The sequence below is a fragment of the Pleurocapsa sp. PCC 7319 genome, assembly GCF_000332195.1.
Lineage (GTDB): Bacteria > Cyanobacteriota > Cyanobacteriia > Cyanobacteriales > Xenococcaceae > Waterburya.
Window position 1 is genome coordinate 27,070 of the sequence record NZ_KB235922.1, and the last position, 25,727, is coordinate 52,796.

Annotated in this window: 26 protein-coding genes and 1 pseudogene; 12 read left to right on the forward strand and 15 right to left on the reverse strand. The window is 37.9% G+C overall.

The genetic code is table 11. The features are described 5' to 3' along the window. The first annotated feature begins 19 nt into the window (after positions 1 to 19). The 7 genes from PLEUR7319_RS0104305 to PLEUR7319_RS0104330 all read left to right on the forward strand — a co-directional run bounded on the left by PLEUR7319_RS0104305 (position 20) and on the right by PLEUR7319_RS0104330 (position 6,070). Positions 20 to 721 carry a sulfotransferase family 2 domain-containing protein gene (locus PLEUR7319_RS0104305; protein ID WP_019503967.1) on the forward strand — a complete coding sequence of 234 codons (702 nt, stop codon included), beginning with the start codon at positions 20 to 22 and terminating at the stop codon, positions 719 to 721. Between the two features lie 72 nt (positions 722 to 793). Next, positions 794 to 1,408, forward strand: a complete 615-nt coding sequence (locus PLEUR7319_RS0104310; protein WP_019503968.1) for a sugar transferase — start codon at positions 794 to 796, stop codon at positions 1,406 to 1,408. A gap of 187 nt (positions 1,409 to 1,595) precedes the next feature. Beyond that, complete coding sequence (locus PLEUR7319_RS43390) at positions 1,596 to 1,736, forward strand: sugar transferase (protein ID WP_371265391.1); 141 nt, start codon at positions 1,596 to 1,598, stop codon at positions 1,734 to 1,736. A 107-nt stretch (positions 1,737 to 1,843) separates the two neighbouring features. Continuing rightward, on the forward strand, positions 1,844 to 2,461 hold the full coding sequence (locus PLEUR7319_RS0104315; RefSeq protein WP_019503969.1) for a sugar transferase: 618 nt from the start codon (positions 1,844 to 1,846) through the stop codon (positions 2,459 to 2,461). Between the two features lie 54 nt (positions 2,462 to 2,515). Beyond that, positions 2,516 to 3,589 carry a hypothetical protein gene (locus PLEUR7319_RS0104320; RefSeq protein ID WP_019503970.1) on the forward strand — a complete coding sequence of 358 codons (1,074 nt, stop codon included), beginning with the start codon at positions 2,516 to 2,518 and terminating at the stop codon, positions 3,587 to 3,589. A 229-nt stretch (positions 3,590 to 3,818) separates the two neighbouring features. After that, positions 3,819 to 4,703, forward strand: a complete 885-nt coding sequence (locus tag PLEUR7319_RS0104325; RefSeq protein ID WP_019503971.1) for a phytanoyl-CoA dioxygenase family protein — start codon at positions 3,819 to 3,821, stop codon at positions 4,701 to 4,703. 299 nt (positions 4,704 to 5,002) lie between these two features. Continuing rightward, on the forward strand, positions 5,003 to 6,070 hold the full coding sequence (locus PLEUR7319_RS0104330) for a GNAT family N-acetyltransferase (protein ID WP_019503972.1): 1,068 nt from the start codon (positions 5,003 to 5,005) through the stop codon (positions 6,068 to 6,070). Positions 6,071 to 6,121: 51 nt separating this feature from the next. Here the strand turns inward: PLEUR7319_RS0104330 and PLEUR7319_RS0104335 are convergent, their stop codons facing one another. The 5 genes from PLEUR7319_RS0104335 to hemF form a co-directional block, all read right to left on the reverse strand. Next, positions 6,122 to 7,075, reverse strand: a complete 954-nt coding sequence (locus tag PLEUR7319_RS0104335) for an NAD-dependent epimerase/dehydratase family protein (RefSeq protein ID WP_019503973.1) — start codon at positions 7,073 to 7,075, stop codon at positions 6,122 to 6,124. A gap of 528 nt (positions 7,076 to 7,603) precedes the next feature. Next, positions 7,604 to 7,840 (reverse strand): 50S ribosomal protein L28, encoded by a 237-nt coding sequence (gene rpmB / locus PLEUR7319_RS0104340; protein ID WP_019503974.1) that lies wholly within the window; start codon positions 7,838 to 7,840, stop codon positions 7,604 to 7,606. Between the two features lie 124 nt (positions 7,841 to 7,964). Then, complete coding sequence (gene htpG, locus PLEUR7319_RS0104345; protein WP_026102298.1) at positions 7,965 to 9,935, reverse strand: molecular chaperone HtpG; 1,971 nt, start codon at positions 9,933 to 9,935, stop codon at positions 7,965 to 7,967. Positions 9,936 to 10,325: 390 nt separating this feature from the next. After that, positions 10,326 to 11,054, reverse strand: coding sequence for a Bax inhibitor-1 family protein (locus PLEUR7319_RS0104350; RefSeq protein ID WP_019503976.1), 729 nt, complete (start codon positions 11,052 to 11,054; stop codon positions 10,326 to 10,328). Between the two features lie 187 nt (positions 11,055 to 11,241). Beyond that, positions 11,242 to 12,300: an oxygen-dependent coproporphyrinogen oxidase gene (gene hemF / locus PLEUR7319_RS0104355; protein WP_019503977.1), complete on the reverse strand. Its 1,059-nt coding sequence runs from the start codon at positions 12,298 to 12,300 to the stop codon at positions 11,242 to 11,244. A 295-nt stretch (positions 12,301 to 12,595) separates the two neighbouring features. Between hemF and PLEUR7319_RS34265 the strand changes: the two genes are divergently transcribed. Continuing rightward, entirely contained in the window at positions 12,596 to 13,027 is a 432-nt protein-coding gene (locus PLEUR7319_RS34265) for a hypothetical protein (RefSeq protein ID WP_019503978.1), read from the forward strand. A 12-nt stretch (positions 13,028 to 13,039) separates the two neighbouring features. Here PLEUR7319_RS34265 and PLEUR7319_RS0104365 read toward each other — a convergent pair whose 3' ends face one another. From PLEUR7319_RS0104365 to msrP, 5 genes are all read right to left on the reverse strand, one after another. Then, a complete protein-coding gene (locus PLEUR7319_RS0104365) occupies positions 13,040 to 13,858 on the reverse strand; it encodes a carbon-nitrogen hydrolase family protein (protein WP_019503979.1) in 819 nt (272 codons plus the stop codon). 68 nt (positions 13,859 to 13,926) lie between these two features. Further along, positions 13,927 to 14,337 (reverse strand): cytidine deaminase, encoded by a 411-nt coding sequence (gene cdd, locus PLEUR7319_RS0104370; protein WP_019503980.1) that lies wholly within the window; start codon positions 14,335 to 14,337, stop codon positions 13,927 to 13,929. A 10-nt stretch (positions 14,338 to 14,347) separates the two neighbouring features. Beyond that, on the reverse strand, positions 14,348 to 15,439 hold the full coding sequence (locus PLEUR7319_RS0104375) for a 3-deoxy-7-phosphoheptulonate synthase (RefSeq protein WP_036799264.1): 1,092 nt from the start codon (positions 15,437 to 15,439) through the stop codon (positions 14,348 to 14,350). A 361-nt stretch (positions 15,440 to 15,800) separates the two neighbouring features. After that, on the reverse strand, positions 15,801 to 16,286 hold the full coding sequence (locus PLEUR7319_RS0104380) for a tetratricopeptide repeat protein (protein ID WP_019503982.1): 486 nt from the start codon (positions 16,284 to 16,286) through the stop codon (positions 15,801 to 15,803). Between the two features lie 167 nt (positions 16,287 to 16,453). Further along, entirely contained in the window at positions 16,454 to 17,458 is a 1,005-nt protein-coding gene (gene msrP, locus PLEUR7319_RS0104385; RefSeq protein ID WP_026102299.1) for a protein-methionine-sulfoxide reductase catalytic subunit MsrP, read from the reverse strand. Between the two features lie 245 nt (positions 17,459 to 17,703). On the opposite strand from msrP, the gene PLEUR7319_RS0104390 reads away from it, so the two are divergent. The 3 genes from PLEUR7319_RS0104390 to PLEUR7319_RS0104400 all read left to right on the forward strand — a co-directional run bounded on the left by PLEUR7319_RS0104390 (position 17,704) and on the right by PLEUR7319_RS0104400 (position 20,956). Next, on the forward strand, positions 17,704 to 18,540 hold the full coding sequence (locus PLEUR7319_RS0104390) for a nucleotidyltransferase domain-containing protein (RefSeq protein WP_019503984.1): 837 nt from the start codon (positions 17,704 to 17,706) through the stop codon (positions 18,538 to 18,540). Between the two features lie 119 nt (positions 18,541 to 18,659). Further along, a complete protein-coding gene (locus tag PLEUR7319_RS0104395) occupies positions 18,660 to 19,481 on the forward strand; it encodes a tetratricopeptide repeat protein (RefSeq protein WP_019503985.1) in 822 nt (273 codons plus the stop codon). 113 nt (positions 19,482 to 19,594) lie between these two features. Then, complete coding sequence (locus PLEUR7319_RS0104400) at positions 19,595 to 20,956, forward strand: 2Fe-2S iron-sulfur cluster-binding protein (RefSeq protein ID WP_019503986.1); 1,362 nt, start codon at positions 19,595 to 19,597, stop codon at positions 20,954 to 20,956. 24 nt (positions 20,957 to 20,980) lie between these two features. On the opposite strand, the gene miaA is transcribed toward PLEUR7319_RS0104400, so the two are convergent. The 3 genes from miaA to psb29 all read right to left on the reverse strand — a co-directional run bounded on the left by miaA (position 20,981) and on the right by psb29 (position 23,847). After that, positions 20,981 to 21,874 carry a tRNA (adenosine(37)-N6)-dimethylallyltransferase MiaA gene (gene miaA, locus PLEUR7319_RS0104405; protein ID WP_019503987.1) on the reverse strand — a complete coding sequence of 298 codons (894 nt, stop codon included), beginning with the start codon at positions 21,872 to 21,874 and terminating at the stop codon, positions 20,981 to 20,983. Between the two features lie 243 nt (positions 21,875 to 22,117). Then, on the reverse strand, positions 22,118 to 22,621 hold the full coding sequence (locus PLEUR7319_RS0104410) for a Spy/CpxP family protein refolding chaperone (protein WP_019503988.1): 504 nt from the start codon (positions 22,619 to 22,621) through the stop codon (positions 22,118 to 22,120). 509 nt (positions 22,622 to 23,130) lie between these two features. After that, positions 23,131 to 23,847, reverse strand: a complete 717-nt coding sequence (psb29, locus tag PLEUR7319_RS0104415) for a photosystem II biogenesis protein Psp29 (RefSeq protein WP_019503989.1) — start codon at positions 23,845 to 23,847, stop codon at positions 23,131 to 23,133. A 213-nt stretch (positions 23,848 to 24,060) separates the two neighbouring features. Here psb29 and PLEUR7319_RS0104420 point away from each other — a divergent pair, with 213 nt between their 5' ends. Then, on the forward strand, positions 24,061 to 24,363 hold the full coding sequence (locus PLEUR7319_RS0104420; RefSeq protein ID WP_019503990.1) for a hypothetical protein: 303 nt from the start codon (positions 24,061 to 24,063) through the stop codon (positions 24,361 to 24,363). Positions 24,364 to 24,441: 78 nt separating this feature from the next. On the opposite strand, the pseudogene PLEUR7319_RS0104425 reads toward PLEUR7319_RS0104420, so the two are convergent. Further along, positions 24,442 to 24,699: pseudogene (locus PLEUR7319_RS0104425) on the reverse strand (hypothetical protein); the annotation flags it as partial. Between the two features lie 95 nt (positions 24,700 to 24,794). Further along, positions 24,795 to 25,370: a phycobiliprotein lyase gene (locus PLEUR7319_RS0104430; protein WP_026102300.1), complete on the reverse strand. Its 576-nt coding sequence runs from the start codon at positions 25,368 to 25,370 to the stop codon at positions 24,795 to 24,797. Positions 25,371 to 25,727 lie beyond the last annotated feature (357 nt).

Below are 25,727 nucleotides of genomic sequence, written 5' to 3' on the forward strand. Positions count from 1 at the left end.
TCCAAAAGAGGTTTTTAAAATGCATATTTCATACGCAGATAATTTTTTATTCATTCATACCCCTAAATGTGCTGGCTCTAGCATACAACAAGCCTTAAAAATCACAATTTTCAAGTCAGTTTTTAAATTTAAAAAAAGTGCTTATGAATTATTAATTCATGAAATAGATCAGGGCTTTTTCATAAATGCACTTAGAAATCCATTTACATATGACAACGTTACCAACAAAGTTGGAAGACATGCGTGGGCAAAGAGGTTAAAGAGAGAGCTTGGAGATGAAAAATACAGCAAGCTTTTTAAATTTGCTTTTGTTCGAAACCCTTGGGACTGGGAAGTATCTTGGTACAAATATATTAGTAAATCTCATGCACCAATATACCAGAATCATCCTATCAAATCAATGAGTTTTGAGGAATATATTGAGTGGATAACAAATGACACAACAAAATCTTCTAGAAAATACTTAAGGTCACAAAAAAATATAATTACAGACGAAAAAGGCAAGATAATCGTTGATTTTGTGGGTAGATTTGAAAATCTACAATCAGACTATAATAAAATCTGTCAAATAATTGATTTGCCTACAACCAAATTGCCAGGAAGAAATAAATCTCAGAAAAAGAAAACAAAGACCTATAAAGATTACTACAATGATAAAACCAAAGATCTTATTTATAATTATCATCGCGAAGATATAGACCTTTTTGGATACTCTTTCTGAACTTGATGAATTTATTCTATAAAATTTACTTATACATACAGTAATATATCTGATCGGGTCTTTTAGTAAAAAATGAGTAGACTTATAAAAAATATTGCTGATCGCCTGGCAGCAGCGATCGCCCTGTTAATATTTTCACCATTGATTTTAATCGTGGCACTATTAATTCGTTTCAAATTAGGTAGCCCGATATTTTTCACCCAACTTCGCCCTGGTAAAGACGGAAAGATTTTCACTTTCTATAAGTTTCGTACCATGACCGACGCGAAGGATGAGGACGGTAATTTATTGCCCGATGGCGATCGCATAACACCTTTGGGAGCTTGGTTACGTAAAACTAGCTTGGATGAGCTACCTCAAGTATTGAATGTTCTTAAAGGAGATATGAGCTTTGTCGGACCTCGTCCTTTATTGGTACGCTATCTTGAGCTTTACAATGATGAGCAAGCTCGTCGCCATGATGTTTTACCAGGTATTACTGGTTGGGCGCAGGTCAATGGTCGTCGCAATTTAGATGGAGATTTCCTCAAAAAGTTTCAACTGGATGTTTGGTATATCAATAACTGGAGCCTCTGGCTCGATTTCAAAATTATTTGGCTAACCGTATTGGCTGTAATTGTCCAAAAAGATATCGATCAGGATGGTTATACCACAGGTGGAGGAGAGTTTCTCGGAAACGATCAATAACTCATCAGAATAACTCTAAAATCGCCATATTTTTTCAAGGCATATAAAACATATAGAATAATCCTTATAAAATTTCGCTTTAAGAAACAGGCTTATAAACACGACTTGGCAATTTTTGGTCTTTCATAACGAGAAATCGTCATTTTAGCCTTCTCCAAAATCTCTGAAAGCGAATTATTTCGTTATTATCTTATCTCCCTTTATTGGTATTTTGGCGATCGCTATTTACTTCAATATGGGTAATCCGATAATTTTTTTCCGACCTAGAGGAGGTAAAAACAACTCGACTTTTACCTTTTACAAATTCCGCACCATGACCGATGAATGAGATCGCATTATGAAACTGTACGCAGATATATACGATCGCATTTTAACCAATTGAACTAATTTACGTGAATTTCTAATTTAGAGCAAAATCGGATTTTAATACAAAGCATGAGTAAATTTATCAAACATTTAGCAGATCGTCTGGTAGCTGCAATCGCCCTTTTAATATTTTCACCGATACTTGTATTCGTAGCATTGCTAATTCGGGTGAAACTTAGCAGTCCCATATTTTTCACTCAACTTCGCCCTGGTAAAGACGGCAATATTTTTACTTTTTATAAGTTTCGTACCATGACAGATGCTAAGAATGCAGAAGGTAATCTTTTACCTGATGGCGATCGCCTAACTACTTTAGGAGAATGGCTGAGAAAAACCAGTCTCGACGAACTACCACAGCTTTGGAACGTATTAAAAGGAGATATGAGTATAGTAGGTCCCCGTCCTCTGTTGATACAATACCTTGATCGTTATACTCCCGAACAAGCTCGTCGCCATGAAGTTCTACCTGGAATTACAGGCTGGGCGCAGGTGAATGGTCGTCGTCAATTAGATGGAGATTGGGAAAAAAAATTTCAACTCGATGTTTGGTATATCAATAACTGGAGCCTCTGGCTCGACTGGAAAATTCTTTGGTTGACTGTATTTGCCGTGATCGGGCAAAAAGATATTAGTCAGGAAGGTCACACTACAGGAGAAGAATTTTTCAACAACAAAGAATCTCTTTAGCGTTTCTCAATTTTTCAATACAAATTTTAAGATCATATTTATTGGTAAATAATCATGAATAGATGGGAAGTTGGTTCCGAATTTGAGTGGTCTAACCGATTTTTAAAGTCCACAGTAGACTCTACTTGGTTGCCTGATACTTATGAATTGTATTCTACAGGAACTGCCTCTATTTTGGCGGTTTACCACCTATTCGTGCAGCAACAGAAACGACCTGCAAGAATTCATTTGCCCTCATTTTACTGTATGAGCGTTGCCGCCAAATTGAGAAAATTTTTGCAGGTTTTTTGGTATCAGGACATTCCTACCCAACCAGCTCCTAATTTTAAATCTTTGCAAACTCAACCAGGAGATTTAGTAGTTGCCTTTAATATCTTTGGCATTAGAAGTAATCAACCCTGGTTAGAATGGAGTGCTGCTCATCCAGAAGTAACTCTAATTGAAGACCATAGCCACGATCCTTTTTCCGACTGGGCAAAACAGAGCAAAGCTGATTATGCCATATCTTCCTTGCGTAAAACATTACCCATTCCTGATGGTGGGATTTTATGGTCGCCCCAGAATTTACCTTTGTTCACCGCTTGGGGTCAAGAATCATTAGGAGCATACAAAAGACTTACTGCAATGCTACTCAAACGAGCTTACTTAAAGAATAATAATGTGGCAAAAGATGCTTATCGGCAATTAGAACTTGAAAGCCATGGTGAAATGGGTTTTATTGAAGATACAGTGGTTTCTAGCTTTACCGCCAAGATTTTACCTTGTCTAGATGTGGTCAACATGCGATCGCGCCGAGCCGAAAATATCAATAAATTTATTCATCTCAGCTTAAACAATCCCAGTGACGATTGGGAACTACTATTTGATAGCTGGGGACCAGGGAATGTTCCTCTAAACAGCGTAATTGTTTGCCACACTGGTGAAATTAGAAATGCCCTTAGAAAGTATCTGATCGAACATAATATTTATACCGCTGTACATTGGAAACAGCCAGATGAAGGAATTTCTTCAGAAGATCCCTTGACTCTCGATCTAGCTCAACGCATTCTTACTATTCCTAACGACCACAGGTACGACACAGAAGATATTGTAAGAATGTTCAACACGATCTCCGCTTTTACTATTTAAAATTTAAATCAATTTTTAACAGTGTGAGTGAGAACTCCCCCACTTAGCGCTAGCAAGTGGCGGGATGAGATACGAACTTAGCAACTTAGCTAAATGAATATAAGTGGTTAGATTAATCTTACCGAAAGCTTTATCTAACATGAGTTTTAGTCGTTATATAATTGTTATTTTTAGATAATATGACCTGCTTGGCGAGGTCATAGCAGTTCATTCACGATTTTCCAAAAATATGTCAACCGAAAGTTTAGTTTCTAGTTTATCTCCCAAACAAATGGCTTTCTTACCTACCGAAGTCGATATTGCTTTTTACGAGGAGCATGGTTGGTATACTACTCCGCCCATTCTCTCCAAAGCAATAATCGATACAGCAATTGTAGGAAGCCAGAGATATTATGCTGGCGAACGGGATTTTACTTTGCCTCATCAAACAGGATTTGTCGATTGGAAATCTGAAGAAAGTACTGTTTTACGGAACAATGAATTTGTTTGCTTGCAAAATCGAGAATTACAACAGTTAGGATTCGAGTCAATTATTGCTGCGATCGCGGCTCGTTTGGCAAGAACAAAACAGATTCGGATGTTTGCTGATTCTTTACTGTGCAAGCTTCCTTCTCAGAAACAAAATCGAGGAGTGGTAGGCTGGCATACCGATAAATCTTATTGGCCGACCTGTAGTTCCAATCGATTATTAACTGCTTGGATACCTTTTCAAGATTGTGATAAATCTCTCGGTCCATTAGTAATGATTGATCGCAGTCATAAATGGTCCGAAAGCAAAAATCTCAAAAATTTTTATGAAAATAATTTACAGGAATTAGAAGCTTATATGCGATCTCAAGGAAGAGATTTTGTTAAAGTTCCTATGACACTTAAAAAAGGACAAGTTAGCTTCCACAATTGCAACACTATTCATGGCAGTTATCTTAACTCTAGCAATTCTAAACGCTTGGCTTTAGCCGTACATATGCAAGACTACGATAATTGCTACCAAGAGGTATTAGACTGTCAAGGAAAGCCAATTCACATTGGTTATGATCGCCTTTGTCGCCAATTACCTAACGGCAATCCTGACTATAGCGATCCCCAATTTTTTCCTCTACTGTGGACTGAATAAAGCGGTTCTTTAAGCGATAAGGTACATTAGGCAAATTTTTAAAATCAAAGTAAACTTTTTTCCCTTGGGAGCACATCAAACATATCGATACAAATGAACTATACTATTGCTAACTGCTAGTTACAACTGAGGAATTATCTACTCGGTTCAAACTTTCTGACAAAACTGACATGCTCCTTCTCCCTTTAAACCTTTTCCCAATTTAAAAGATTACTGTACTTCGCCAAATCGAGAATCGCTGTAATCATTAAAACTATTTCAAATTTCAAGACATAACATTAATCTTAACTTTATAATCGATGCTTAGAAAAATTCTCGATTTAGATAAACCTTTGTGGCGAGAAACGCTACAGCAAATACGTCACGATGTTTATCATTTACCCGAATACGTAGCCTTAGAAGCTAAACGAACTAACACCTCACCACAAGCGATTGTTATAACCGAAAATGATAGTATTTTCTTCGTTCCTTACTTACTTCGTTCCTGTGAAGACATTGTTTCTTCAACAAATGTACAACCCGTGTTTGATGTAATTTCTCCCTATGGCTATCCTGGTATTTTATTAAATGAAGCTGCCAAACACAATTCTGATTTTCCCGATCTAGCCTTCAAAGAATTTAAGCAAGTTTTAAAATCCCAAGGAGTATGTTCGGCTTTTTTAAGATTACATCCTATCTTGGGAGAAAATTTTGCTAATATTTTTCCCCAAAATACTTTTCAAGAAAATGGAAAAACTGTCTCGGTCAACTTAACTTTAGATGAAGAGAAGATTTGGGCAAAAACTCGTAAAGGTCATCAAAGCACCATCAATAAGTGTATTAGATTAGGGTTAACCGCCAGAATAGTTTCATTTGCAGATTACATAGATGAATTTATTTCTATCTACGAAGAAACAATGGATCGGGTTAAAGCCAAAGGAGTCTACTATTTTAGCCGTGACTACTTTCAAGGTTTACTCAAACTAGGAGATAAACTACACTTGGGAATTGTAGAATCTGAAGGAAATATAGTTTGTGCTAGTTTATTTTTTGAATCATGTGGAATCGTTCAAGCCCATCTAGGTGGGACAAAGACCGAATTTCTCAAGCAATCTCCCTTTAACTTGTTGCTACATCATATGCGTTTGTGGGCGAAAGCAAGGGGCAACCAATATTTACATATAGGTGGTGGTGTAGGTGGTAAGAAAGATAATTTATATACCTTTAAATCGGGCTTTTCTAAACAAAGACATGAATTTTTGACCTTAAGATCGGTAATTGATAATAATAACTACAACAATCTGATTGAATTTAGAGCCCAATCGATTAATAAATCTGTAGAAGATTTAAAGAAATCTCAGTTTTTTCCTGCTTATCGTGCAAGCTAAATTTTTCTAGCTTACTGATTATTTAAAGTATTAAAATCAGTACTTGATAACTTAGGAGGTGTATATACTTTGAATCCACTCCCATTCTTTAGTTAAACCTTCTGTTAAAGACACTTGGGGAGAATAACCCAAAATCTGCTTGGCTTTAGAAATATCAGCACTGGTATGACGGGCATCTCCTACTGCTCGCTCAACGTAATTTTTACGAATTGGTCGCCCAATAACTTGCTCCATAATAGTTAAGAGCTCAATTAGAGTAACTCTGCTACCGCCACCAATATTAAAAGCTTCGCCAATAGCTTCTGGTATTTCTCCCGCAGCTAGATTAGCTGCTACGGCATCACTAACAAAAGTATAGTCTCTGGTTTGCTTTCCATCTCCATAGATAGAGATCGGTTCATCATTAATAGCTGCTTTAAAAAACTTGTGAAAAGCCATGTCAGGACGTTGACGATGTCCATAAACCGTAAAATATCGTAATGCTGTGGCAGGTACACCAAAATTTTGCTGGTATAGCCAGCATAAACGTTCACCAGCTAATTTGGTAATGCCATAGGGGGAAACTGGTTGAGGACATAAAGTTTCGGGAGTAGGCATAGTTGCCGCGTTGCCATAAATTGAGGAACTAGAAGCATAGACAATTCTCTGTAATGACTTCACTTGTTTAGCTGCTTCTAAAATGACTTGGGTAGCATTAAGATTCCTGGCTGTATAGTTAAAAAAATTCTTCCCCCAACTAGCTCGAACTCCTGCCTGTGCAGCCTGATGATATACAACATCCACCGTCTGTAAAAGCTCTTGCCAATTTAACTCCTGAATATCAGCTTGAATTAACTTAAAGTTGGGATATTGTTGAAGATTAACAATATTTTGGTGTTTGAGTTTAGGATCGTAGTAATCATTAAACTGATCGATACCTATTATGCCATCCCCTTGTTTTAGTATAGTTTCAGCTAAGTGAGAGCCAATGAATCCCGCAACACCTGTAACAATATGAGTATTCATGACGATCAGTTTGAGATTAATAAAGCTCTTGAATGCTAGATTAGACCAATTTACATTATTGTCATTATTGTCATTGTCAAGAACTCTAATTTGTGATTTATATCCTACTCTAGATGTTGATTTGCTGTGTTGATATTAATTAATTTCTAACTATCAAATTCTTTTGCCATTAAAAATTTGAAACTAGATTAATCCTAGAGTAAAGTAAAACACAAAGTTAACCTTTATGGATATTTAAAAGTATTAATAATAAACTATGTCAAACTATGTGCCAACTGATCAATTAAATTTGAATTAATTGGGACTGCAGGTATCGTTTAATTAGTGTTTCGCTTCTGCAATTATAACGATACCTATACATTTACATTCATTTCCCAAACCTATTAAGCTTTTATTTTTATTCTCATAAATCAATAATTATGACTAAACTATGTGTAGTATTCACATGTGTTACTTGGGAAAAGTATAAACACTTATCTTTTAGCCAGGTTTTTTTAGAGCAATAGAAAGAATTGTTATAAATTTGACTTAATACTTATTTAAATTGATACCTGCTTCTTTTGCCATGGCATTAATTCCTCTTTTCTCTAAAGTTTTGATTGCCTTAGTAGATAAACGCAATCTAACCCAACGATTACCCTCTGACCACCAGACTCGTTTCCATTGTAAATTAACACCTTGCAATTTCTTTGTACGACGGTGGGAGTGGGAAACCGCCATGGCGTTATTTGCTTTTTTTCCTGTTATTTGACATTTACGAGCCATGATTAACCTCAGACTAAAGACCACAATTTCCAATTATACATAACTTTTACCTAAAATTTGACTAAAAAAAGGGACAAACAAAATTATCTCTGTCCCTTACTTAGATTGTTTTAGCAACTTATACTTATTTTTTAGTCAAATTAGTTAATACTTGATTGGAACGCTGCACAAAAGACTTCATTCCTTCTGCATCAAAAGCTTTCTGAGACATTAATGCCAGATCATAGATATGATTGCACATTAAGTTGACCATAGAATTGGATTCATCGCCACTTTGAATAATAGTGCTTTTATTTAAATCCAATAGATTTTGAATTAAGGGGTGAGAAGTATTAATCATCAAAATATGATCTTCAGGGAACGCCATCGTTTTTTCCTGCATTAAAGCTGCCATTTCCTGCATTCTGCGCATGGCTTCAGGTAGTAAGACCATTGCTGGAGGAGTACCCTGAGGATCTTCTGATTTGATAGCTTGGGTTTTTATGTTGACTCGGGGTTTATTAATCGCTTTCTCAAACAACTCTTTAATTATTTCGTTGCGAGTTTTATTGGTGGTAGGGTCAACAATTTCTTGAGCTTTATCTTCTTCTACTAAGGTCTCATCTAATTCGGAATCAACACGAGCAAATTTCACTTCAGAATATTCTCTTTCGAGGAAAGGTATAAAGTAGTTAGCATCTATAAATGAATCGAGGAATAATACTTCTAAACCTTGATTCTTATATAGTTCGACGTAAGTATTTTGAGTACTAGGATCACTACAGTAGATAACGCGATTTTCTTGTTTCTCTTTATTACGTTCGAGATACTCATTGAGAGTAGTATAAGGTTCAATTGATGCAGAATCTTGGTTATCAGAAATATCGGACCAGGCATCGTCACCAGCTGACTGTACTTCTACTTTAGGAGCTTCTTCTTTGGTAACAGTATCAGCCTGATAGGTAGTACGGTAAATAATCAAGTCTTCTACCTGCTTTTTAAATTTCTCGTCTCTAATAGCCCCATATTTGACAAAAGTACCAACATCAGACCAAGAACTAATATATTTTTTGCGGTCTTCGTTGTAAAGAGACTTGAGACGATTGCCAATTTTCTTGGTGATAAAGTCTGCAATACGACGGACAGTGCGATCGTTGGTTAAAGCACTACGAGAAACGTTTAGGGGTATGTCAGGACTATCAATTACACCCTGTAATGGCATCAAAAATTCAGGAATAATTTCTTCGCAATGCTTGCTAACAAATACCTGATTACAAAATAGTTGTATTTGTCCTTTGGAAAAGTCTACATCTGGTTTTAGTTTGGGGAAATAGAGAATTCCATTCAGCAAGAAAGGATAATCAGTATTTAAATGAACCCACAGTAAAGGATCTTCTTGGAAAGGATATAAGTATCGATAAAATTCTAAATAGTCTTCGTCGGTCAATTCTTGGGGAGATTTTTTCCAGAGTGCATCCTGCTTATTGATTTGTTCATTGTCGAGCACAATCTTGACCGGCATGAAGTCACAGTAGGTTTTGACTAACTGTCTAACTCTTTGGGGTTCTGCGTACTCCAATTCTTCATCTTGCAGCGTGAGGGTGATAGTTGTACCCACAGTAGTGCGATCGCTTTCGACTAGTTCAAATTCAGGAGAACCATCACAAGACCAGTGAACCGCAGTTGCACCCTCTTGATAAGAAAGAGTATCGATTTCTACTTTTTGTGCCACCATAAATGCGGAATAGAAACCTAAACCAAAATGACCAATGAGTTCATTGGCATTTTTCTCGTATTTTTTAATAAAATCTTCGGCGCTGGAAAAAGCGACTTGATTAATATATTTTTTGATTTCATCGGCAGTCATGCCAATGCCATTATCAGAAACCGAGATGGTTTTGTTGGTTTTGTCTACGGCAATCTTAACTTGCGGTTCGGCAATATCTCCCTTCACTTCTCCTGCCAGAGATGCCATTTTTAGTTTTGAGATTGCATCAACGGAGTTAGAGATTAATTCCCGCAAGAAGATTTCGTGATCTGTATAGAGAGACTTCTTGATAATGGGGAAGATATTCTCGGTATGGATTGTAATGTTGCCTTTTTCAAGTACAGCCATATTTGCTACTACACTATCAGTCATAAATTGCTTTGTACTCATAATTATTGTCTGATTCCCTCTGATCAAAGGTTCAAGAATACCCACCCACAATCATGCGGATTACCCTACCTTAGTCAACTACTCAACGCTTTTGCTTCGCAATTGATAGTTAGTCAATCCTGGAATCAATTTTTCTTGTTGAAGTAGAGTACAGCATCTTTGAACCATAATTTCTTCTAATTGATTGAGATCGTCAAAAGTTCTAGGGGCGATCGCTTCGTTAGTTAGAGACCATCATCTTTCTGCGGGCTGTAACTGATTAATTACAAATAAACCGCTCCAAAATTAACTAGAAGCGGCAAAATAATAATTTAATTATGAGGTTTGTTAACTGTTAGTTAACCGTAATTAATCATTACTGTTTATAGCAATCAACAAACGCAGAATAAACACGAAGAGGTTGATATAGGTAAGGTACATCGAAAGAGCTGCCGGTAAATACTGCTCATCTTCGTAGGTACGGGGGAGGATATAAAAATCTACTACTGCAACCCCGGCAAATAAAGCAACACCAATACCAGAAATAGCAATTTCTAACCAACCAGGAGTATACACTCCAAAGAAAGAGAGCAGTAATTGTCCCACTAAGACAACCAACAAGGCCATAACGCCGAGTTGCACTGTCTGAGTTAGCGCTAAACCATCTTCGTCAGACAGGTTAGAACCAATGTTACGTCCTAAAATGAAGGTGACACCGCAACCAAGAGCAGCAATACCCACTCCCTGAATTCCTACTCCTGAATTACTAAGAGCGAGGAAAACAATACCACTAAGGGTATAACCAGACAAAAGACTATAAAGTGCTAATAACGGCAAAGCGGTGCTATTATTTCCCTGCTGAGCAACTCCCCGTGCCACAAAGAAGAGCACTAATTCTGCTATTAATGCTCCAAAAAAAGTGGGCATAAACAAATCTGGACGAGAAGCAATCACTCCTAAACCACCATAAGTTCCTAAGGCAGTTAAGACGAGACCACCACCTAAATAAGGAAGCGCATTAGGAATAACATTAGGACCAAGGATCGCCTGTCCTTGCGCCTCCTGCATTGCTTTTCTAAAGTTACTAGTATTACTCATGAATTTCTTGATTGAACTCTATTATTGATACTCTAAACTTGCTTATTTACTAAGATCATAATTCAACTAGCAATTTTAAGGTGCATGAGGATTACCGAATCATTATCACTACCCTTGGTTTAAGTTCTAAAATATAAACATTGGGAGAGGTGCAGGTCTGCTTCCAAATAATCCTCATCCCCATCCTTCATCCCTCATCCTTTTGTTGACTCTGGGAAGTCTGCCAATTTACCCAATCTTGAGGTTTTAGAAAAGTTTCATATAGTTCTGCCTCAGGAGTATTGGGTTCTGGTTGATAGTTATATTGCCAACGAACTAAAGGTGGTAAAGACATCAGGATTGACTCTGTACGTCCATTGGTCTGTAAGCCAAAAATAGTACCCCGATCATATACTAAGTTGAATTCGACATAACGTCCGCGACGATATAGCTGGAAGTTACGCTGCTGTTCTCCATACTCAATATCCTTGCGTCGTTCAATAATCGGCAAGTAAGCCGGTAAAAAAGTTTTACCGCAATCTTGAATAAACCCAAACAAATCTGACCAATTACGATGTTCAATCTCCCCTAGCTGCTTGCTATATTCTGCTGCTGCTTTATTCGGGTGAGGACCTTTATATAATTCTCCTGTACCATCTTGATAATCGAAGAATAAGCCTCCCACTCCTCTAGTTTCCTCACGATGCTTGAGATAGAAATATTCATCGCACCAACGCTTAAATACAGGATGGTATTCCGGATTATGGCGATCGCATGCAGCTTTAAAACTACGATGAAAATGAGCTGCATCTTCGGCGAAAGGATAGTAAGGAGTTAAATCTGCACCACCGCCAAACCACCAAACGGGACCAGCCTCAAAATAACGATAATTGAGATGAACTGTTGGAATATAAGGGCTATAGGGATGCAACACCATCGAAGTTCCCGTAGCATAAAAACCATGTCCCTCTGCTTCGGGACGTTGTTTAAGGATAGAGGGAGGTAAATGACTGCCCCAAACTTCCGAGAAATTGACTCCGCCTTGTTCTAAAATCCCTCCATCTGATAGAACGCGAGAACGTCCGCCACCGCCTTCTTCTCTTTCCCAACTGTCTTCCCTAAACTTGCCACCTCCATCAACTTGTTCTAAGCCAGCGCAAATTTCATCCTGTAGCTGTTTCATGAACTGACTCACTCTTTCTTTAGAGTCAGCAGGAGGGGTTGAAGGTTGAGATTTCTTGGTTGAGTTAGTATCTATAGCGGTCATTAGGTGATAAAAAAATAAAATTAAAACTGCTTCACTCAGACTATCTTGATTAGGTGTTATCACACCACTACTGAGACAAGGTAACGATAATATCTTTATGAATTTGCAAAGTTTCTTAATGAATATTTGGATTTAGAGAATATTTGGATTTAGAAATTGAAAATCAAGGGTAACGATCAAAATTAACTCAAGATCACAATCTTTTGGTAATTAGATTGCCTGCTACCACAATAAAACACTTTTAAAATACAAGACAACTACTTTTAATAGCTGAGTATTTTAAAAATCTAAATTCATGATCACCGCAAAAATGAAAGCCAAGTCACTACTAGGAATAGCTTTATTAACTGGTATGACTAATATAGGTTGGCAATCTACTGCTAGAGCAGAACAAAAAAATATTTCCGAACTCTTGGTTCAGACTGCCAACATGATGAATAAAAACTTACCGATGATGATCGATCAAGATACTCAGTGGGATTCTTCTTTTGCCGGACCAGGAAAAATGTTGAGTTATAACTATACTCTGATTAACTATTCTGCGACTCAAATTGACGGCACAGAATTTGCTAGAAATATTCGTACACCTTTAGCTAACACCATTTGTACCAATCCCGCTACACAAATTTTTCCTCAAGAGGGAGTACTGCTGAATTTTAATTATTACGACAACACTCGTAACTTAATTGCCAGAGTAAAAGTTGAGCCTTCTGATTGTGGTTATTAGGATGCAACATCATTAAGCAAACACTCGGTGCTGCAAAGAAGGCATCTGCTGGCGTACCTGTCGTATACGATTCGGATTAATTTCCGCTACTGCCACTCCTGGTGAGTTGCCAGCGTCAGCTAAAATTACTCCCCAAGGGTCAATAACCATAGCATGACCATGAGTGTAGCGACGTTCATAGTGATTCCCTGTTTGAGCAGGAGCAATCACATAACAAGTGTTTTCGATCGCTCTTGCCTGTAACAAGACTTGCCAATGATCTTTACCGGTAAAAGCAGTAAAAGCTGCCGGAATGAACAAGACATCAGCACCTTGGCGAGATAAATAGCGGTAAAATTCGGGAAATCGCACATCGTAACAGATCGACAGTCCTAATTTACCAAGACGTTCCGAATTATAGATTGTGGGTATTTTCTTACCAGCCATTACCGTACTAGATTCTTGGTAGGTATTACCATCGGGGACATCGACATCGAATAAATGAACCTTTTGATAGTGAGCTACTTCTTGACCATCAGGGGTAACTAAAACTGCTGTATTGTACGCTTTGTTGGGGTTGCCTGATACTGGTACTGGAAAGCCACCACCTAAAATCGTAATTTGAAATCTCTGCGCCATTTTTTTGAGAAATTGCTGAGTTTTTACAGCAATTTCTTTTGCTTGTGCTACTTTATCGACTTCTTTCCCCAAAAAAGCAAAATTTTCTGGCAAACTGACTAATTCTGCCCCTTGGCGTACTGCTAGTTCAATTAATTCTTCGGCTTCAACCAAGTTTTTAACAAGGTCGGGCTTGCTGGTCATTTGAATGGCGGCGGCTAGATATGACTTCATTACAGACTTGATTTGTTGATAATTAGCTTCTCTAGAATATAGCTAAGAGATAAGTTTACAATGCTTATTTACAGAGAAAATCCTTCAGGTAGCAATTCCTCTATAGTTGAATCTTGCCACCCTTGTTTTCCCAAAAAAATAACTTGAGCTTCTTGACCAAATTCCCAGATTACTTGCCTGCAAGCACCACAAGGTGAACAGGGGACATTCTGGCTATTAACTATAGCGATCGCTCTAACCCTTATTGTATCGCTTCTTTCTCCCATTATGGCATTGGCAATCGCATTTCTTTCAGCACACATACTTAGACCATAGGAAGCATTTTCGACATTACAACCAGCAAAAATTTTTCCTGTTTCGGTTAAGACCGCAGCACCAACGCGAAATTGGGAATAGGGAGCATAAGCCTTAGATACAGCTTGAGTTGCAACTTGGATCAGCTTTTGTCGCTCTGATTCGGTTACTGTGGATAGATTCATCGAAAATTGCTTATTTTCCGGCAACAGAAACCATATTTTGCTTAATTCCAGGTCTACCTTTAGCAACCGAAGCCGCTAGAGAATGAAGCATAGTTTCTGTAGTTTCCCAACTAACACAAGCATCAGTAATACTCTGACCATAGACTAATGATTTGCCATTTTGCGATATTGATTGATTGCCAGCAACTAAATGACTTTCAATCATTACGCCCATAATACTAGAAGAACCAGCTTCAATCTGTTGAACAACACTATCCAAAACCAAAGATTGTTTGTTATAGTCTTTGCTACTGTTCCCATGACTACAATCAACCATTAGGCTAGAATTTATCGCTTTTTGTTTGAGAGCATTAGTGGCGGCTGCGATATCGGCAGGCTCATAATTAGGTTTAGTTGAGCCACCTCTTAAGACCAAGTGTCCGTCAGGATTCCCTGTAGTTTTAACGATACTTGCCAGCCCATGTTGGTTGATGCCCAAAAAATGGTGGGATGTCTTGGCAGCGAGCATAGCATTAATAGCAGCAGTAACACTGCCATCAGTACCATTTTTATAACCTACTGGCATCGATAGACCAGAAGCCATTTGGCGGTGAATTTGGCTTTCTGTAGTTCTGGCTCCAATGGCGGTCCAACAGATCAGATCCGCAATATATTGGGGCGTAATCGGGTCGAGTAATTCTGTAGCCGCAGGCAAACCGATATTGGCTAAATCCAATAGTAATTCTCTTGCTGTTCTCAGACCTGTATTAATGTCGTAGCTATTATCTAGATGAGGATCATTGATTAATCCTTTCCAACCTATAGTAGTACGAGGTTTTTCAAAGTAGACTCGCATCACAATTTCTAGCTGCTCCTTAAATTGCGATCGCAATTTAACCAATCTTTGACCATATTCTTTCGCTGCGGCAACATCGTGAATAGAACAGGGTCCAACAACAGCTAAAATTCTGGAATCTTCGCCTGCGAGGATATGACGAATGGAGTCACGAGTCTGAGTGACTAATTTAGCCACCTTTTCTGGCAAAGGAAATTCGCTTTTAATAAATGCTGGGCTTAATAAAGGTCTGGTTTCAACAACGTGTAAGTCGCTGGTAATATCCATATAACTAATATTATTTTTTGTAGAATTTTCACTATGAGAACAGATATAGGGCATTAATACCCAGTAATAACTGCTTAAATATTATTTTATTTTGATAACTTTAAATTCGTTACTACTCCTGAATAGTTTACAGTTTTTTGCGGTAGTAACCTCTATCTAGATAGATAAACTGATAAACTCTGTAAAAAATAAGTTAAGTTTCGCCGCCACAGGTCAAATATAGCAATACAGACTGACATTAGGACACTTATTACTCATTACTCATTACTCGTTACTCATTACTTACGAGCAATCAAATAAACTTTTCCTAATACAACTTTGTACGACTGTAAATATTACAGCTACCCTGGTCAAGTTAATTCTAGTTAGCAATAAAGTAATTCTCAACCACCTCTTGAAATAGTTTGTTCCCTCTAATATTGTCAAAATCAGAGTCTTGTCGACTCATTTCTCGATACTTATTGCGGTCTAAGGTCAATGCCTGTTGTAGATAAGCGATCGCCCGATCAATATTTCCCTGTAGTGCCTGAAAACAAGCTTGATTGTAGCAGGTACTAGCAATACTTGCTCCAGGAATCGGAATTTGTTGCTGATGCTCGGCGAAATTCGCTATTTTTTCATCTTTGCCATCAAATTTTCCTAAAGCCCGATCAAAGCAATTTTCTGCTGCTTCCAAGCATCCTACTAGTTCGAGCATGAAATCTATTTCACTCCAAGCTTTGTAGTATTTGGGCTTAATTTTCATAGCTTGCTCATAACAAGTTAAAGCTGCTTTGTGTTTGCCTAAATTCGCTAAGATTTTACCTCTGCTTAACCATCCTTGGCGATCGCAATCTAGAATTTCCATGGGTTAATTGGTACAGCTTAAATATTGTGCAATTTATAGAAGGTCAACTTTTACTTATTACGCTCGATTTAAATACTTTATGCTACATAAAATATTTTTTTGCTACAAAACTATAACAATCTTGACATCACTTCAACTAACTCAACATCTATCCCTAGAAGCAGCAATTAAGTATATAAATCCCCTACATATTCTCCATAACCGTTATAGGGCAGAGTTTCCTTAATTTCCCAAGATATCCCAGGACCAGAACTAATAAACTTTTCTGTCGCTTGAGACCATCTAGGATGAGGCACATCAGGATTGACATTAGCTTCAAAAGCATATTCATTAGAATCGATAGTATTCCAGTAAGTAGCAGGTTGATTCTCCACAAATTCAATTTTGACAATCGATTTTGCGCCCTTAAAGCCATATTTCCAGGGAGTAACCATGCGAAGCGGTGCGCCATGCTGCTTTGGTAAATCATGACCATAAATGCCCACGGCAAAGAAGGCTAAGTCATTAGCCATTTCTTCAATTCTTAATCCCTCCGTGTAAGGCCAAGGTAAGGAACCAATGTGAAAACCCGGACCTTTAGTAATCTCAGGGTCATAAAAAGAAGTAAAGCGCACGAACTTAGCCTTTGGCGTCGGTTCAACATCTTCCAATAAAGCCTTCATGGGAAAACCCAGCCAAGGCAAGACCATTGACCAAGCTTCTACACAACGAAAACGGTATATTCTTTCTTCTAACGGAAATTTTTGTTTTAAAGTATCAATATCATAGGTACGGGGATTCTTAACTAGGCCAGCTACTTCAACTTTCCAGTTTTCGGTTGGCAACTTTTGAGCGTCAAGCCAGATTTTTTTCGTACCACCAAACTCATAAAAGTTGTTATATTGTGCTGCAACTTTTTCATCGGCAATGGGTCGATCTACTTTGAGAAAGTCAGGATTTTTGGTAAATGACTCGATCTTCGGTAAATTAATGCTTTTTTCCAAAGCCGTCTCAGAGGCAGATTTGCCAATTCCTGAAGTTCCTGATTGACAACCAGCTAGGGGTAAAAGGCTAGCTCCTATACCTGCACCAACAAGAGTTTTAATAAAGCTACGGCGATTGTAATAAAGTCTGGGTGGAGTGATCTGATTTTCTGATATTTCCCACGATTCTGGGACGCGAATTAAAGTCATTACAGAACTAATTAATGAATATATGAGTAATCTATATTGCTGAGAATTAAGATCGGCGGCGTTGCTGATTTGAAACATGAATTTTCTAATGTTACTGTTTTTAGCTATTAGCTTTTAGCCGTTAGCTCTTAGCTTTCAAGAAATTCAATAAGCCACAAATTTAATGATTCATATCTCTATTTAGCAACGCCAGATCGGCAAACACCTTAATTCTAAACAAATATCGTCCAAATCTATTGTTAAAAATGCTATTCAATTCAGAGGAGTTAAACTCAGCCCGTAAATGTTTAGTTGACAAAGTTGTTGAGTATTTTCTGGCACAGGGCGGTGTTGAAGCTATATATATTCAAGGTTCTGTTGCAGCAGGTTCAGCAGACGAATTTTCAGATATTGATTTTCGGATTGTAATTCAGCAAGAAGTTTATGAGCAGTTCATCTTAGAGCGTTTTTCTGCTCCTAAACATTGGGGAGAATGGCTTTTCAACGAATGGGCAAGTAGATCTTGGGTTTGTGTCTCTCACTTTAAACCATTTAACAAAGTTGACGTGCTTTATTTCAAGCCAGAGGAACTTAAGCCTTCACCTTGGTTTTTGCTACCAACTCAAGTAATTTACGATCCTAAAAAATTAGTACAGCAAGTTATTCAACTTTCTCAAGAATCGAAGTTTACTCTGCTGAATATTGAAGACGTTGATAGACTAATAAGCAAAGGTTTAGCCTATGCAGAAGAAGTATACCGTCGAGTTATGCGTGGGGAGCTTTTTTATGCCCAATCTCAATTAGATAGTTTTCGATGGATTCTAATTCAATTCGATGATTACTTGCATCACAGCCTTCCATCATCAGGCTTCGGTTCCCCATCTCACTTCGAACAACGTGGGAGCGAAATGTTGATTGAGGTTATGCAGCTTTCATATACTCTTCTAGAGCAAAAATCCATACTTAAGGCTTTAGGCTTATTACTACAGGCTTATCAAACTCAGGTTGTCGAGCTTCATCAAATATTAATTTTAAAAAGAGATCGAGATCGAGATTTATATTGGATCGATACTATCTTAGAACTATGCAATTCTAATTACTAGGTATTTTTTATTTGTTCGCTTGGAGTGGAATTAATTTTATGTATAATTTTGAATTTTTATGTGCTACGTTGTGATTATGATTATCTTAGGTATTAAACCTTAAAATCAAGATAATCATAATGAACCGTTGGTTAATAAGTTTATTTTTAATTGTTTCTTTCTGGATATTTAGTGCTGCCGAATCTAGTATTGCCCTCACCAATCCAGTTTCTGACCTTACCGAACAACAAATTACTCAAGGGGAAGAAATCGCCAAAAAAGCATTTCGTGCTGCCGAGCAAGGTGATTTTGCCAAGTCAGAATCCTATTGGACAGAACTAGTTGATAAATTTCCCGAAAATCCTGCTGTCTGGAGTAATCGAGGTAATGTTCGTATTGGTCAATACAAATTAACAGAAGCGATCGCTGATTTTGATCGTTCTATTGAAATTGCCCCAGAATACCCTGATGCTTATCTGAATCGTGGTATAGCCTATGAAGGAAAAAAACTTTGGGAGCAGGCGATCGCAGATTACAATCAAGTATTAGAAATTAGCCCTCAAGATCCAGTTGCTTTGAACAATCGGGGAAATGCCAAAGCAGGACAACAAAAGTGGCAGGAAGCTCTGGAAGATTATAGTCAAGCAGGAAACATTGCCCCTAATTTTGCGATCGCACGGGGGAATGCTTCTTTAATGATGTATCAAATCGGCGATCGCCCTGAAGCCATTCGTCAGATGCGTAATCTAGTCCGAAAATATCCCATGTATTCTGATATGCGGGCAGCATTAGCAGCAGCTTTATGGGTAGAGGGACAGCAAGGAGAAGCAGAGAGCAATTGGGTCGCAGCAGTAGGATTAGATAATCGCTATCAGGATTTAGACTGGATTGAAAATATTCGTCGTTGGCCGCCCACAATGGTTCAAGCGCTAGAAAAATTTTTGCATCTAGTAACAAAATAGCTTCATAGAAAATTTCATCTAAGACTTACAGAAAAATTAAGCTGACGTAAATAAAATAGCTACCTCATCATTTTGCTTGCTAATGTGTTCAGAAACAATGATCGGGGAACACTATGTTGGGAAGTCTTGGTAAAATCCAAAATCCTCTACTCAGAATTATCACTGCTGCGAGTACATCATTCGCGATGGCGACTTTAATAGCAGCAGTGGCAATTGGTTTGAATAATCCTAAAGATAAATCAGCTAACCAAGTTGGTGTCTACGCATCTTTGTTGGCATTTATTGCTGGTGCAGGTATTGGTTTAGTAGTTAGAGATAATTCCCAGTCTAGTGTTACCTCAACCAAAAGCCAATCTTCAAGCCAAGATACTGCTCAAAATACTTGGAAAGACTGGCGCGACTTCAAGATTGTCAAAAAAGAGCCAGAGAGTAAAGAAATTACTTCTTTTTATTTTCAGCCAGTAAATGGAGGTGAATTTGCTGATTTTAAGCCTGGTCAATTTTTAACCATTAAGCTTGATATTCCAGAACAAAAACGCCCCATAATTCGTACTTATTCTCTCTCAGACTACCCTCAGCCTACGGACTATTATCGCCTATCGATCAAGCGTGAAAGTTCTCCCAAAGGTTTAGATGTTCCTCCAGGTGTGGCTTCTAACTTTATGCACGATCGCATTAGTGAAGGCTCGATTATTCCTTGTAAACCGCCGAGTGGTAAATTCTACATTGACGTTGATAGCTCTGTTCCTGCGGTACTAATTAGTAATGGCGTGGGAATTACCCCCATGATCAGCATGGCAAAAGCTTCTGCCAGACTAAATCCTGAGCGTCATATTTGGTTCGTTCACGGAGCGCGTAATGGAGAATACCATGCTTGCCGTGAGGAAGTGAATGCAATTACCGAATCTTATCCCAATCTCCATATTCATTATCGCTATAGTCGTCCTCGTCCAGAAGATGAAGGACAATATCATTCACAGGGTTACGCCAATAAGCAATTGTTAGAAGATACCATCATTCCAGAAATTCGTGAGACACATAACGGTTCAGCTAACGCCGTTTATTTCTTATGTGGTTCTCCTGCTTTCATGGAATCTCTGCAAGAAGGATTAGAGGAATTAAATGTACCCGATGACAATGTCTTTACTGAGTCTTTTGGTGGTGGTAAGACTAAAGGCAAATCTCAACCGAAAAGCCAGGAACAGCAAACAGTAACTAGCTCGGAAGTGGTTTTTGCTGATTCAAATAAAACTGCCTCCTGGACACCAGATAACGGTACTTTATTAGAATTTGCCGAAGCCAACGGACTCGATCCTGACTATAGCTGTCGCCAGGGAGTCTGTCAGACTTGTATGTGTCAGTTACAAGAAGGAGAAGTGGAATATATTGAATCCCCCGCTAGTGAACCCGATGAAGGTTCGGTATTAATTTGTATTTCTAAACCTAAGACAGACAAAGTTGTGTTGGATTTGTGAAATACCACAAATAGCAAATAGCAATTAGCAATTAGCAAATTCTTGTACTTTTTGCCAAACTTCTGCAACTAAATTGGGACTAGTGTTATCAAACCAGTTTATTTTCTGGTTTTTTCTAAACCAAGTTCGTTGACGTTTAGCAAATTGGCGAGTGTGAGTAACGGTTAAAGCGATCGCCTGTTGTAAATTAAGATCGCCCGCCAAATATTGTTTAATTTCTGAATAACCTAGAGTATTTAACAAAGGTAAATCGGCACCATATTTATGGCAAAGATAATCCACTTCTTTAACCAGTCCCATCTCAAGCATCTGGTTGGTACGAGTAGCTATTCTTTGATCTAATGCTGCTACATCACAATCTAAACCAATTTGTAAAATAGGATAATTAGGCGGATTTTCGCCCTGTTGTGCGGAAATAGGGATTCCTGTGACATAAAATACTTCTAAGGCTCTTAAAGTTCTAAACTGATCGTTTAAATGAATTTTTTGGGCTGCTGCTGAGTCAACTTGAGATAACCAAGCATGGAGCTGAGTTTGTCCGATAGCCGATAATTGCGATCGCAATTCTGGTTGTGGCGATACTCGGGGAATTTTTAAGCCCTTAGTAATTGAATCTAAATATAACCCTGTGCCACCAACGAGAAGAGGGGGAAAATCTGTTGAAAAATTCTCAATGATTTTTTGAGTTTGCTGTTGATACTCAGCAAGAGTCAAGATCTCAGTCGGCTCGCAGATATCTATCTGATAGTGAGGTACTAACTGTTGTTCCGTTAGGGACGGTTTAGCAGTACCAATATCAAACTCGCGGTATATCTGGCGAGAATCAGCACTAATAATAATTGAATTTAGACGTTGTGCTATTTCTAAAGCCAAACCAGATTTACCGCTAGCAGTCGCACCACAGATAACAATCAGCATATATTTGATAGTTTTAAAAAAGCCACTGTTAAGACTAAAACATTTTGCAGACTTTAGGCTTATAACTACCTGATCGGTGGAATTCCTCTTGCTTTTAGGGAGAAGATTATTAGCCCTAAGCAGCCTCCATAATTACAGATTACTCTTTCTTGGGTCTTGGAGCAGTATCAAAGCTAAGCCAATATTTAGCACCTGAATCCTAGTAATCAGTAATCAGTAATCAGTAATCAGTAATCAAGAAATTTACTGCCAATGACGACCCATTTTACCTTGATGTTGCTCCATCAATTCTGCCATTTGTGTACGTTGTTCAGGAGTAAGTACTTCTCGAACTTGGAGCATAGTTTCAAAGCGATTATTACCTAATTGCTGATGTAGATCTTGAACCTGCTGATGTTGTGCTCTTAATTGCTCGGATGTAGCATCACTAGCCATAAGCGATCGCATTTCTTGATGCTGTGTTTGCATTTGTTGACGCAAAGTTTCGTTGTCGGTTTTGAATTGTTCTTGTATGGCTTCAATTTGCTGAGATTGTTCTGAGGTGAGATCCAATTGTTGGAATAATTTTTTCATTCCAGCACCTCTTCCCCATTTTCTCCCGTGCTTACCATGGTTATGAGCCAGTTGCACACTATTTGTTCTAAATTCTTGAGTACTATTGACCTCTGGATTTGGTTGAGCAGCATAAGTACCTAGAGGTAAGATGACCAAAGTTGCTGTAAGTACTGAAAAAGTTTGCCAGTTCATTGATTAAGGTCTCCTGAGAATTGTCTAAAAGCTCTAATACTCATATGTTAGAAATTTAAAGTATTAAACCACCTCGATCTAAACTCCCAAATTTTTCTGGTACTTAAGGACTAGTACTCTAACAAGTTTGAATTGAGGGGTAAATCTTTTGACTCTGGATTAACCTATAACCTATAACTTCTAATTCCGAATTCCGTTGCGCGACGCGACAGCTAGTCCTTTAGGGTAGCTTCTCGCTTAGCGAGTACTCTGAACTTTTTTAGCATCTATCATTTCAAAATTGGCAGACTACTAGTACTAGAACGATTTAATTTTGCTTCGAGAGACAATTCAGTTTGGAGAGTATCTTGAAGGAATTCGTAATCAGCAAAAAAATCGATGAACAATATAAGGCTAAAAGCTAATAAATAATAGCTCTTAGCTTTTAGATAGATACTTATCTAAATTTAGAAAATAGCTCAAAACAGATAAAATTCTTGAGCCTGTTCTACCTCTAGTCTGACCATCAATTATTCTGCCGTTGCTTCTTTTACTTCATCGGCTTCTTTAGCTTCTTTAGCTTGTTTCTCTTCTGCTCTTTTGGCTCTTTTTTTGCGACTAGCCTCGAGAACATCTTCAATCACTTTCAGCAACTCACCCATTTTTTCTAGGTTGCTACGATATAGCTCTAAATCTTTTTTCATTTTTTCGCCGGATATACCAAAGTTTTCGGCAATAGTATCTAAAACTTGGTTCCGCTTTTCCTGATCTTGAACTAGCTCATGATCGCATTCTTCTAAAAGAGTGTAAATGCCAATAGCAAAGGGACGGCTATATTTAAAATTATCATTAGTGGCGATCGCCTTAATTGGCTCAACGATATGACTACTATCGTTTTCTGCTGTGGGGTTACTCAGCCAATCTACTAGTTCATCTGTCGATTTATCTTTTGCTATAGAGAGCAAAGCTCCTGCTTGGGATTTATAAGTTTCTGGATCGCTATCTGTAGAAGTGCACAAAGCATTAAAAATTTGCTCCTTATCACTTTCTGGTTGATATCCCTGCATCAAACGCTCAAAAGAAGTAACAATTCCCAAATAATAAATAGGATCTAACTTAAAATCTGCGTTAACTGATAGTAGATGCATCTCTACTAACAATTCTTCGATCACTCGGCGATAAACAGAGTTAATGGGTCGAGGATAAGAAGCATAAAAAGCCCTTTTACTATCGGAAACAGTTTTCATAATGAGTATTAATTTGTTCTATCTAGGAATTTATTTATCCTATGAGTCTTGAGGTGTTACTATCTTTTTGAGCGATTTATCCCCACAAAACTCTTAGCATATCTTTATATTATGCAATGATTCTGCCCCAGTATCTGAGATTTATGATCTCAGACCAGGAAAGAAAGTGTGAAAATGGGTTGGTAAAGTTATTTTGATGTCAAAATCCATTTTATGCAGTCGTCAAGTATTGAACAACAGAACCAACAACAGCAACTTACTTGTCTTAACTTACCTCTAGCAGTATACCGAGAAGTCGCAGCTCATCTACGACAAGTCGAGGGAGTTAATGCGAGTTTAATTCTTCGCTCTACAAATCATAATCCAGCAGAAAAGTTCGACTATTATCAAAGCCAAGTGGCAGCTCTACAAATTAATTATGCAAAAAACATCGAGGAAAACGCCCAGCAAAAAGTTACAGCCATTTTAGATTACTATGGACAACGTTATCACCCCTGGGAAAAATATAATATCTAAAATTTTTGCCTAAATATTTTAGTAATCTGAGATCGAGTCAAACTTAATCAAGACATCATAGTGATTCTAATTTAGTATAGTCAGTCCTTCTCCTTCATTATCGGGTCGAGCTTCAAGATTATCTTGACGAGGAGCGCAATTATGAAAAATTAAACGTTCGGCAGGACCAGGATTAAGACCGAGTTGGGCAATCCAAAATCCGGTTGCTAGAGTACTGAATGGAGGAACGCTTAAACAATGGATTTTAGCAGAAGGAAGCTTTTGGTATAAGCGTTGGCTAACTTCAGAGAATGCAGGGTCGCCAATACCGTAATCAGCAATAAGATTAATAAACATTAAAATATTATTGGTTTGATTGAAGCAGTATTCTATTCAATAGTATTCCTTCTATGTTCTGGAGAAAAATAGTCTCATCAAAGCTGATTAACTGATTAACTAACATGACTTTGAGCCATTTTTTTAAGTTCATCGGTTGAGACACAACGACGTTCGGAACAATAAGCCATCAGGCTAACGCCGTTGAGCATTTGCACAGTACTAACTCGAACTCGAAAGTCATCTGTTAAAAACCAACAGCGTTCCTGTCCCTGATTATTATCGTAGTCCGTGTTGATAGTGAGAATGCCATCTTCCCCAAACCAATAGCGACTAATTACCGGTAAGCCATCAACATAACCTTTATCTCGGATTAGTTTGCCACTGCGTCCTATCTCATCATCGGGAACATCAATTAAAATTGCCGCATAGTTAGGATTGGGTTCTTTTTCTTCTAAGTTATCTTGCCAGCTAAAGCTACCACCTCCTTTCGCTTTTGTAGGGTCAATACCCTGCAACTCGCAAACCTGCTTAACTTTGGGATCATCGGGTTCCACAACTTTCACAATCAAGTTGGACTCTCCAGATTCATCAGCTACTACATCAAAGTGATGAACACTTCTTTCGGTGTACCATTTACCTGCACTTTTACGAAAAAACTCCATCATGGTCATCGGTACAGTCAGACGCATAGAAAATCTTACTCCTAGAAAAATCGTTATCTTGAAACTAGTTTAATATCATGCAGATTATTTTTATCAGCTTGAAAGATAAATAGGAATCGTCATCTTTAACGCAGTAATACTAATTTCCAAAAATACTGCTACACATCAATTCTCTGAATCTGTTGCCTATTGCCTGTTGCCTGTTCCCTTTCCTAAATGAAGTGTAGCAATCTTAAACGAAATTGGTATAAGGAAGGTTAATGTAACAATAACAGTACAATCTAGACTGAGAAAGTAATAGCCACACTAAAAGCTGCAATGGCAATTAAAAGATCCTCTGACTCCTCTAATCCCAAGCCTCAACTGCCACGTCAACTTCCCAAA

Excerpts from the sequence above, each read along its gene's own strand:
- PLEUR7319_RS0104305 (WP_019503967.1), top strand. The coding sequence starts at position 20 with ATGCATATTTCATACGCAGATAATTTTTTATTCATTCATACCCCTAAA.
- PLEUR7319_RS0104310 (WP_019503968.1), top strand. The coding sequence starts at position 794 with ATGAGTAGACTTATAAAAAATATTGCTGATCGCCTGGCAGCAGCGATC.
- PLEUR7319_RS0104315 (WP_019503969.1), top strand. The coding sequence starts at position 1,844 with ATGAGTAAATTTATCAAACATTTAGCAGATCGTCTGGTAGCTGCAATC.
- PLEUR7319_RS0104320 (WP_019503970.1), top strand. The coding sequence starts at position 2,516 with ATGAATAGATGGGAAGTTGGTTCCGAATTTGAGTGGTCTAACCGATTT.
- PLEUR7319_RS0104325 (WP_019503971.1), top strand. The coding sequence starts at position 3,819 with ATGTCAACCGAAAGTTTAGTTTCTAGTTTATCTCCCAAACAAATGGCT.
- PLEUR7319_RS0104330 (WP_019503972.1), top strand. The coding sequence starts at position 5,003 with ATGCTTAGAAAAATTCTCGATTTAGATAAACCTTTGTGGCGAGAAACG.
- PLEUR7319_RS0104335 (WP_019503973.1), bottom strand. The coding sequence starts at position 7,075 with ATGAATACTCATATTGTTACAGGTGTTGCGGGATTCATTGGCTCTCAC.
- rpmB (WP_019503974.1), bottom strand. The coding sequence starts at position 7,840 with ATGGCTCGTAAATGTCAAATAACAGGAAAAAAAGCAAATAACGCCATG.
- htpG (WP_026102298.1), bottom strand. The coding sequence starts at position 9,935 with ATGGCTGTACTTGAAAAAGGCAACATTACAATCCATACCGAGAATATC.
- PLEUR7319_RS0104350 (WP_019503976.1), bottom strand. The coding sequence starts at position 11,054 with ATGAGTAATACTAGTAACTTTAGAAAAGCAATGCAGGAGGCGCAAGGA.
- hemF (WP_019503977.1), bottom strand. The coding sequence starts at position 12,300 with ATGACCGCTATAGATACTAACTCAACCAAGAAATCTCAACCTTCAACC.
- PLEUR7319_RS34265 (WP_019503978.1), top strand. The coding sequence starts at position 12,596 with ATGATCACCGCAAAAATGAAAGCCAAGTCACTACTAGGAATAGCTTTA.
- PLEUR7319_RS0104365 (WP_019503979.1), bottom strand. The coding sequence starts at position 13,858 with ATGAAGTCATATCTAGCCGCCGCCATTCAAATGACCAGCAAGCCCGAC.
- cdd (WP_019503980.1), bottom strand. The coding sequence starts at position 14,337 with ATGAATCTATCCACAGTAACCGAATCAGAGCGACAAAAGCTGATCCAA.
- PLEUR7319_RS0104375 (WP_036799264.1), bottom strand. The coding sequence starts at position 15,439 with ATGGATATTACCAGCGACTTACACGTTGTTGAAACCAGACCTTTATTA.
- PLEUR7319_RS0104380 (WP_019503982.1), bottom strand. The coding sequence starts at position 16,286 with ATGGAAATTCTAGATTGCGATCGCCAAGGATGGTTAAGCAGAGGTAAA.
- msrP (WP_026102299.1), bottom strand. The coding sequence starts at position 17,458 with ATGACTTTAATTCGCGTCCCAGAATCGTGGGAAATATCAGAAAATCAG.
- PLEUR7319_RS0104390 (WP_019503984.1), top strand. The coding sequence starts at position 17,704 with ATGCTATTCAATTCAGAGGAGTTAAACTCAGCCCGTAAATGTTTAGTT.
- PLEUR7319_RS0104395 (WP_019503985.1), top strand. The coding sequence starts at position 18,660 with ATGAACCGTTGGTTAATAAGTTTATTTTTAATTGTTTCTTTCTGGATA.
- PLEUR7319_RS0104400 (WP_019503986.1), top strand. The coding sequence starts at position 19,595 with ATGTTGGGAAGTCTTGGTAAAATCCAAAATCCTCTACTCAGAATTATC.
- miaA (WP_019503987.1), bottom strand. The coding sequence starts at position 21,874 with ATGCTGATTGTTATCTGTGGTGCGACTGCTAGCGGTAAATCTGGTTTG.
- PLEUR7319_RS0104410 (WP_019503988.1), bottom strand. The coding sequence starts at position 22,621 with ATGAACTGGCAAACTTTTTCAGTACTTACAGCAACTTTGGTCATCTTA.
- psb29 (WP_019503989.1), bottom strand. The coding sequence starts at position 23,847 with ATGAAAACTGTTTCCGATAGTAAAAGGGCTTTTTATGCTTCTTATCCT.
- PLEUR7319_RS0104420 (WP_019503990.1), top strand. The coding sequence starts at position 24,061 with ATGCAGTCGTCAAGTATTGAACAACAGAACCAACAACAGCAACTTACT.
- PLEUR7319_RS0104430 (WP_026102300.1), bottom strand. The coding sequence starts at position 25,370 with ATGCGTCTGACTGTACCGATGACCATGATGGAGTTTTTTCGTAAAAGT.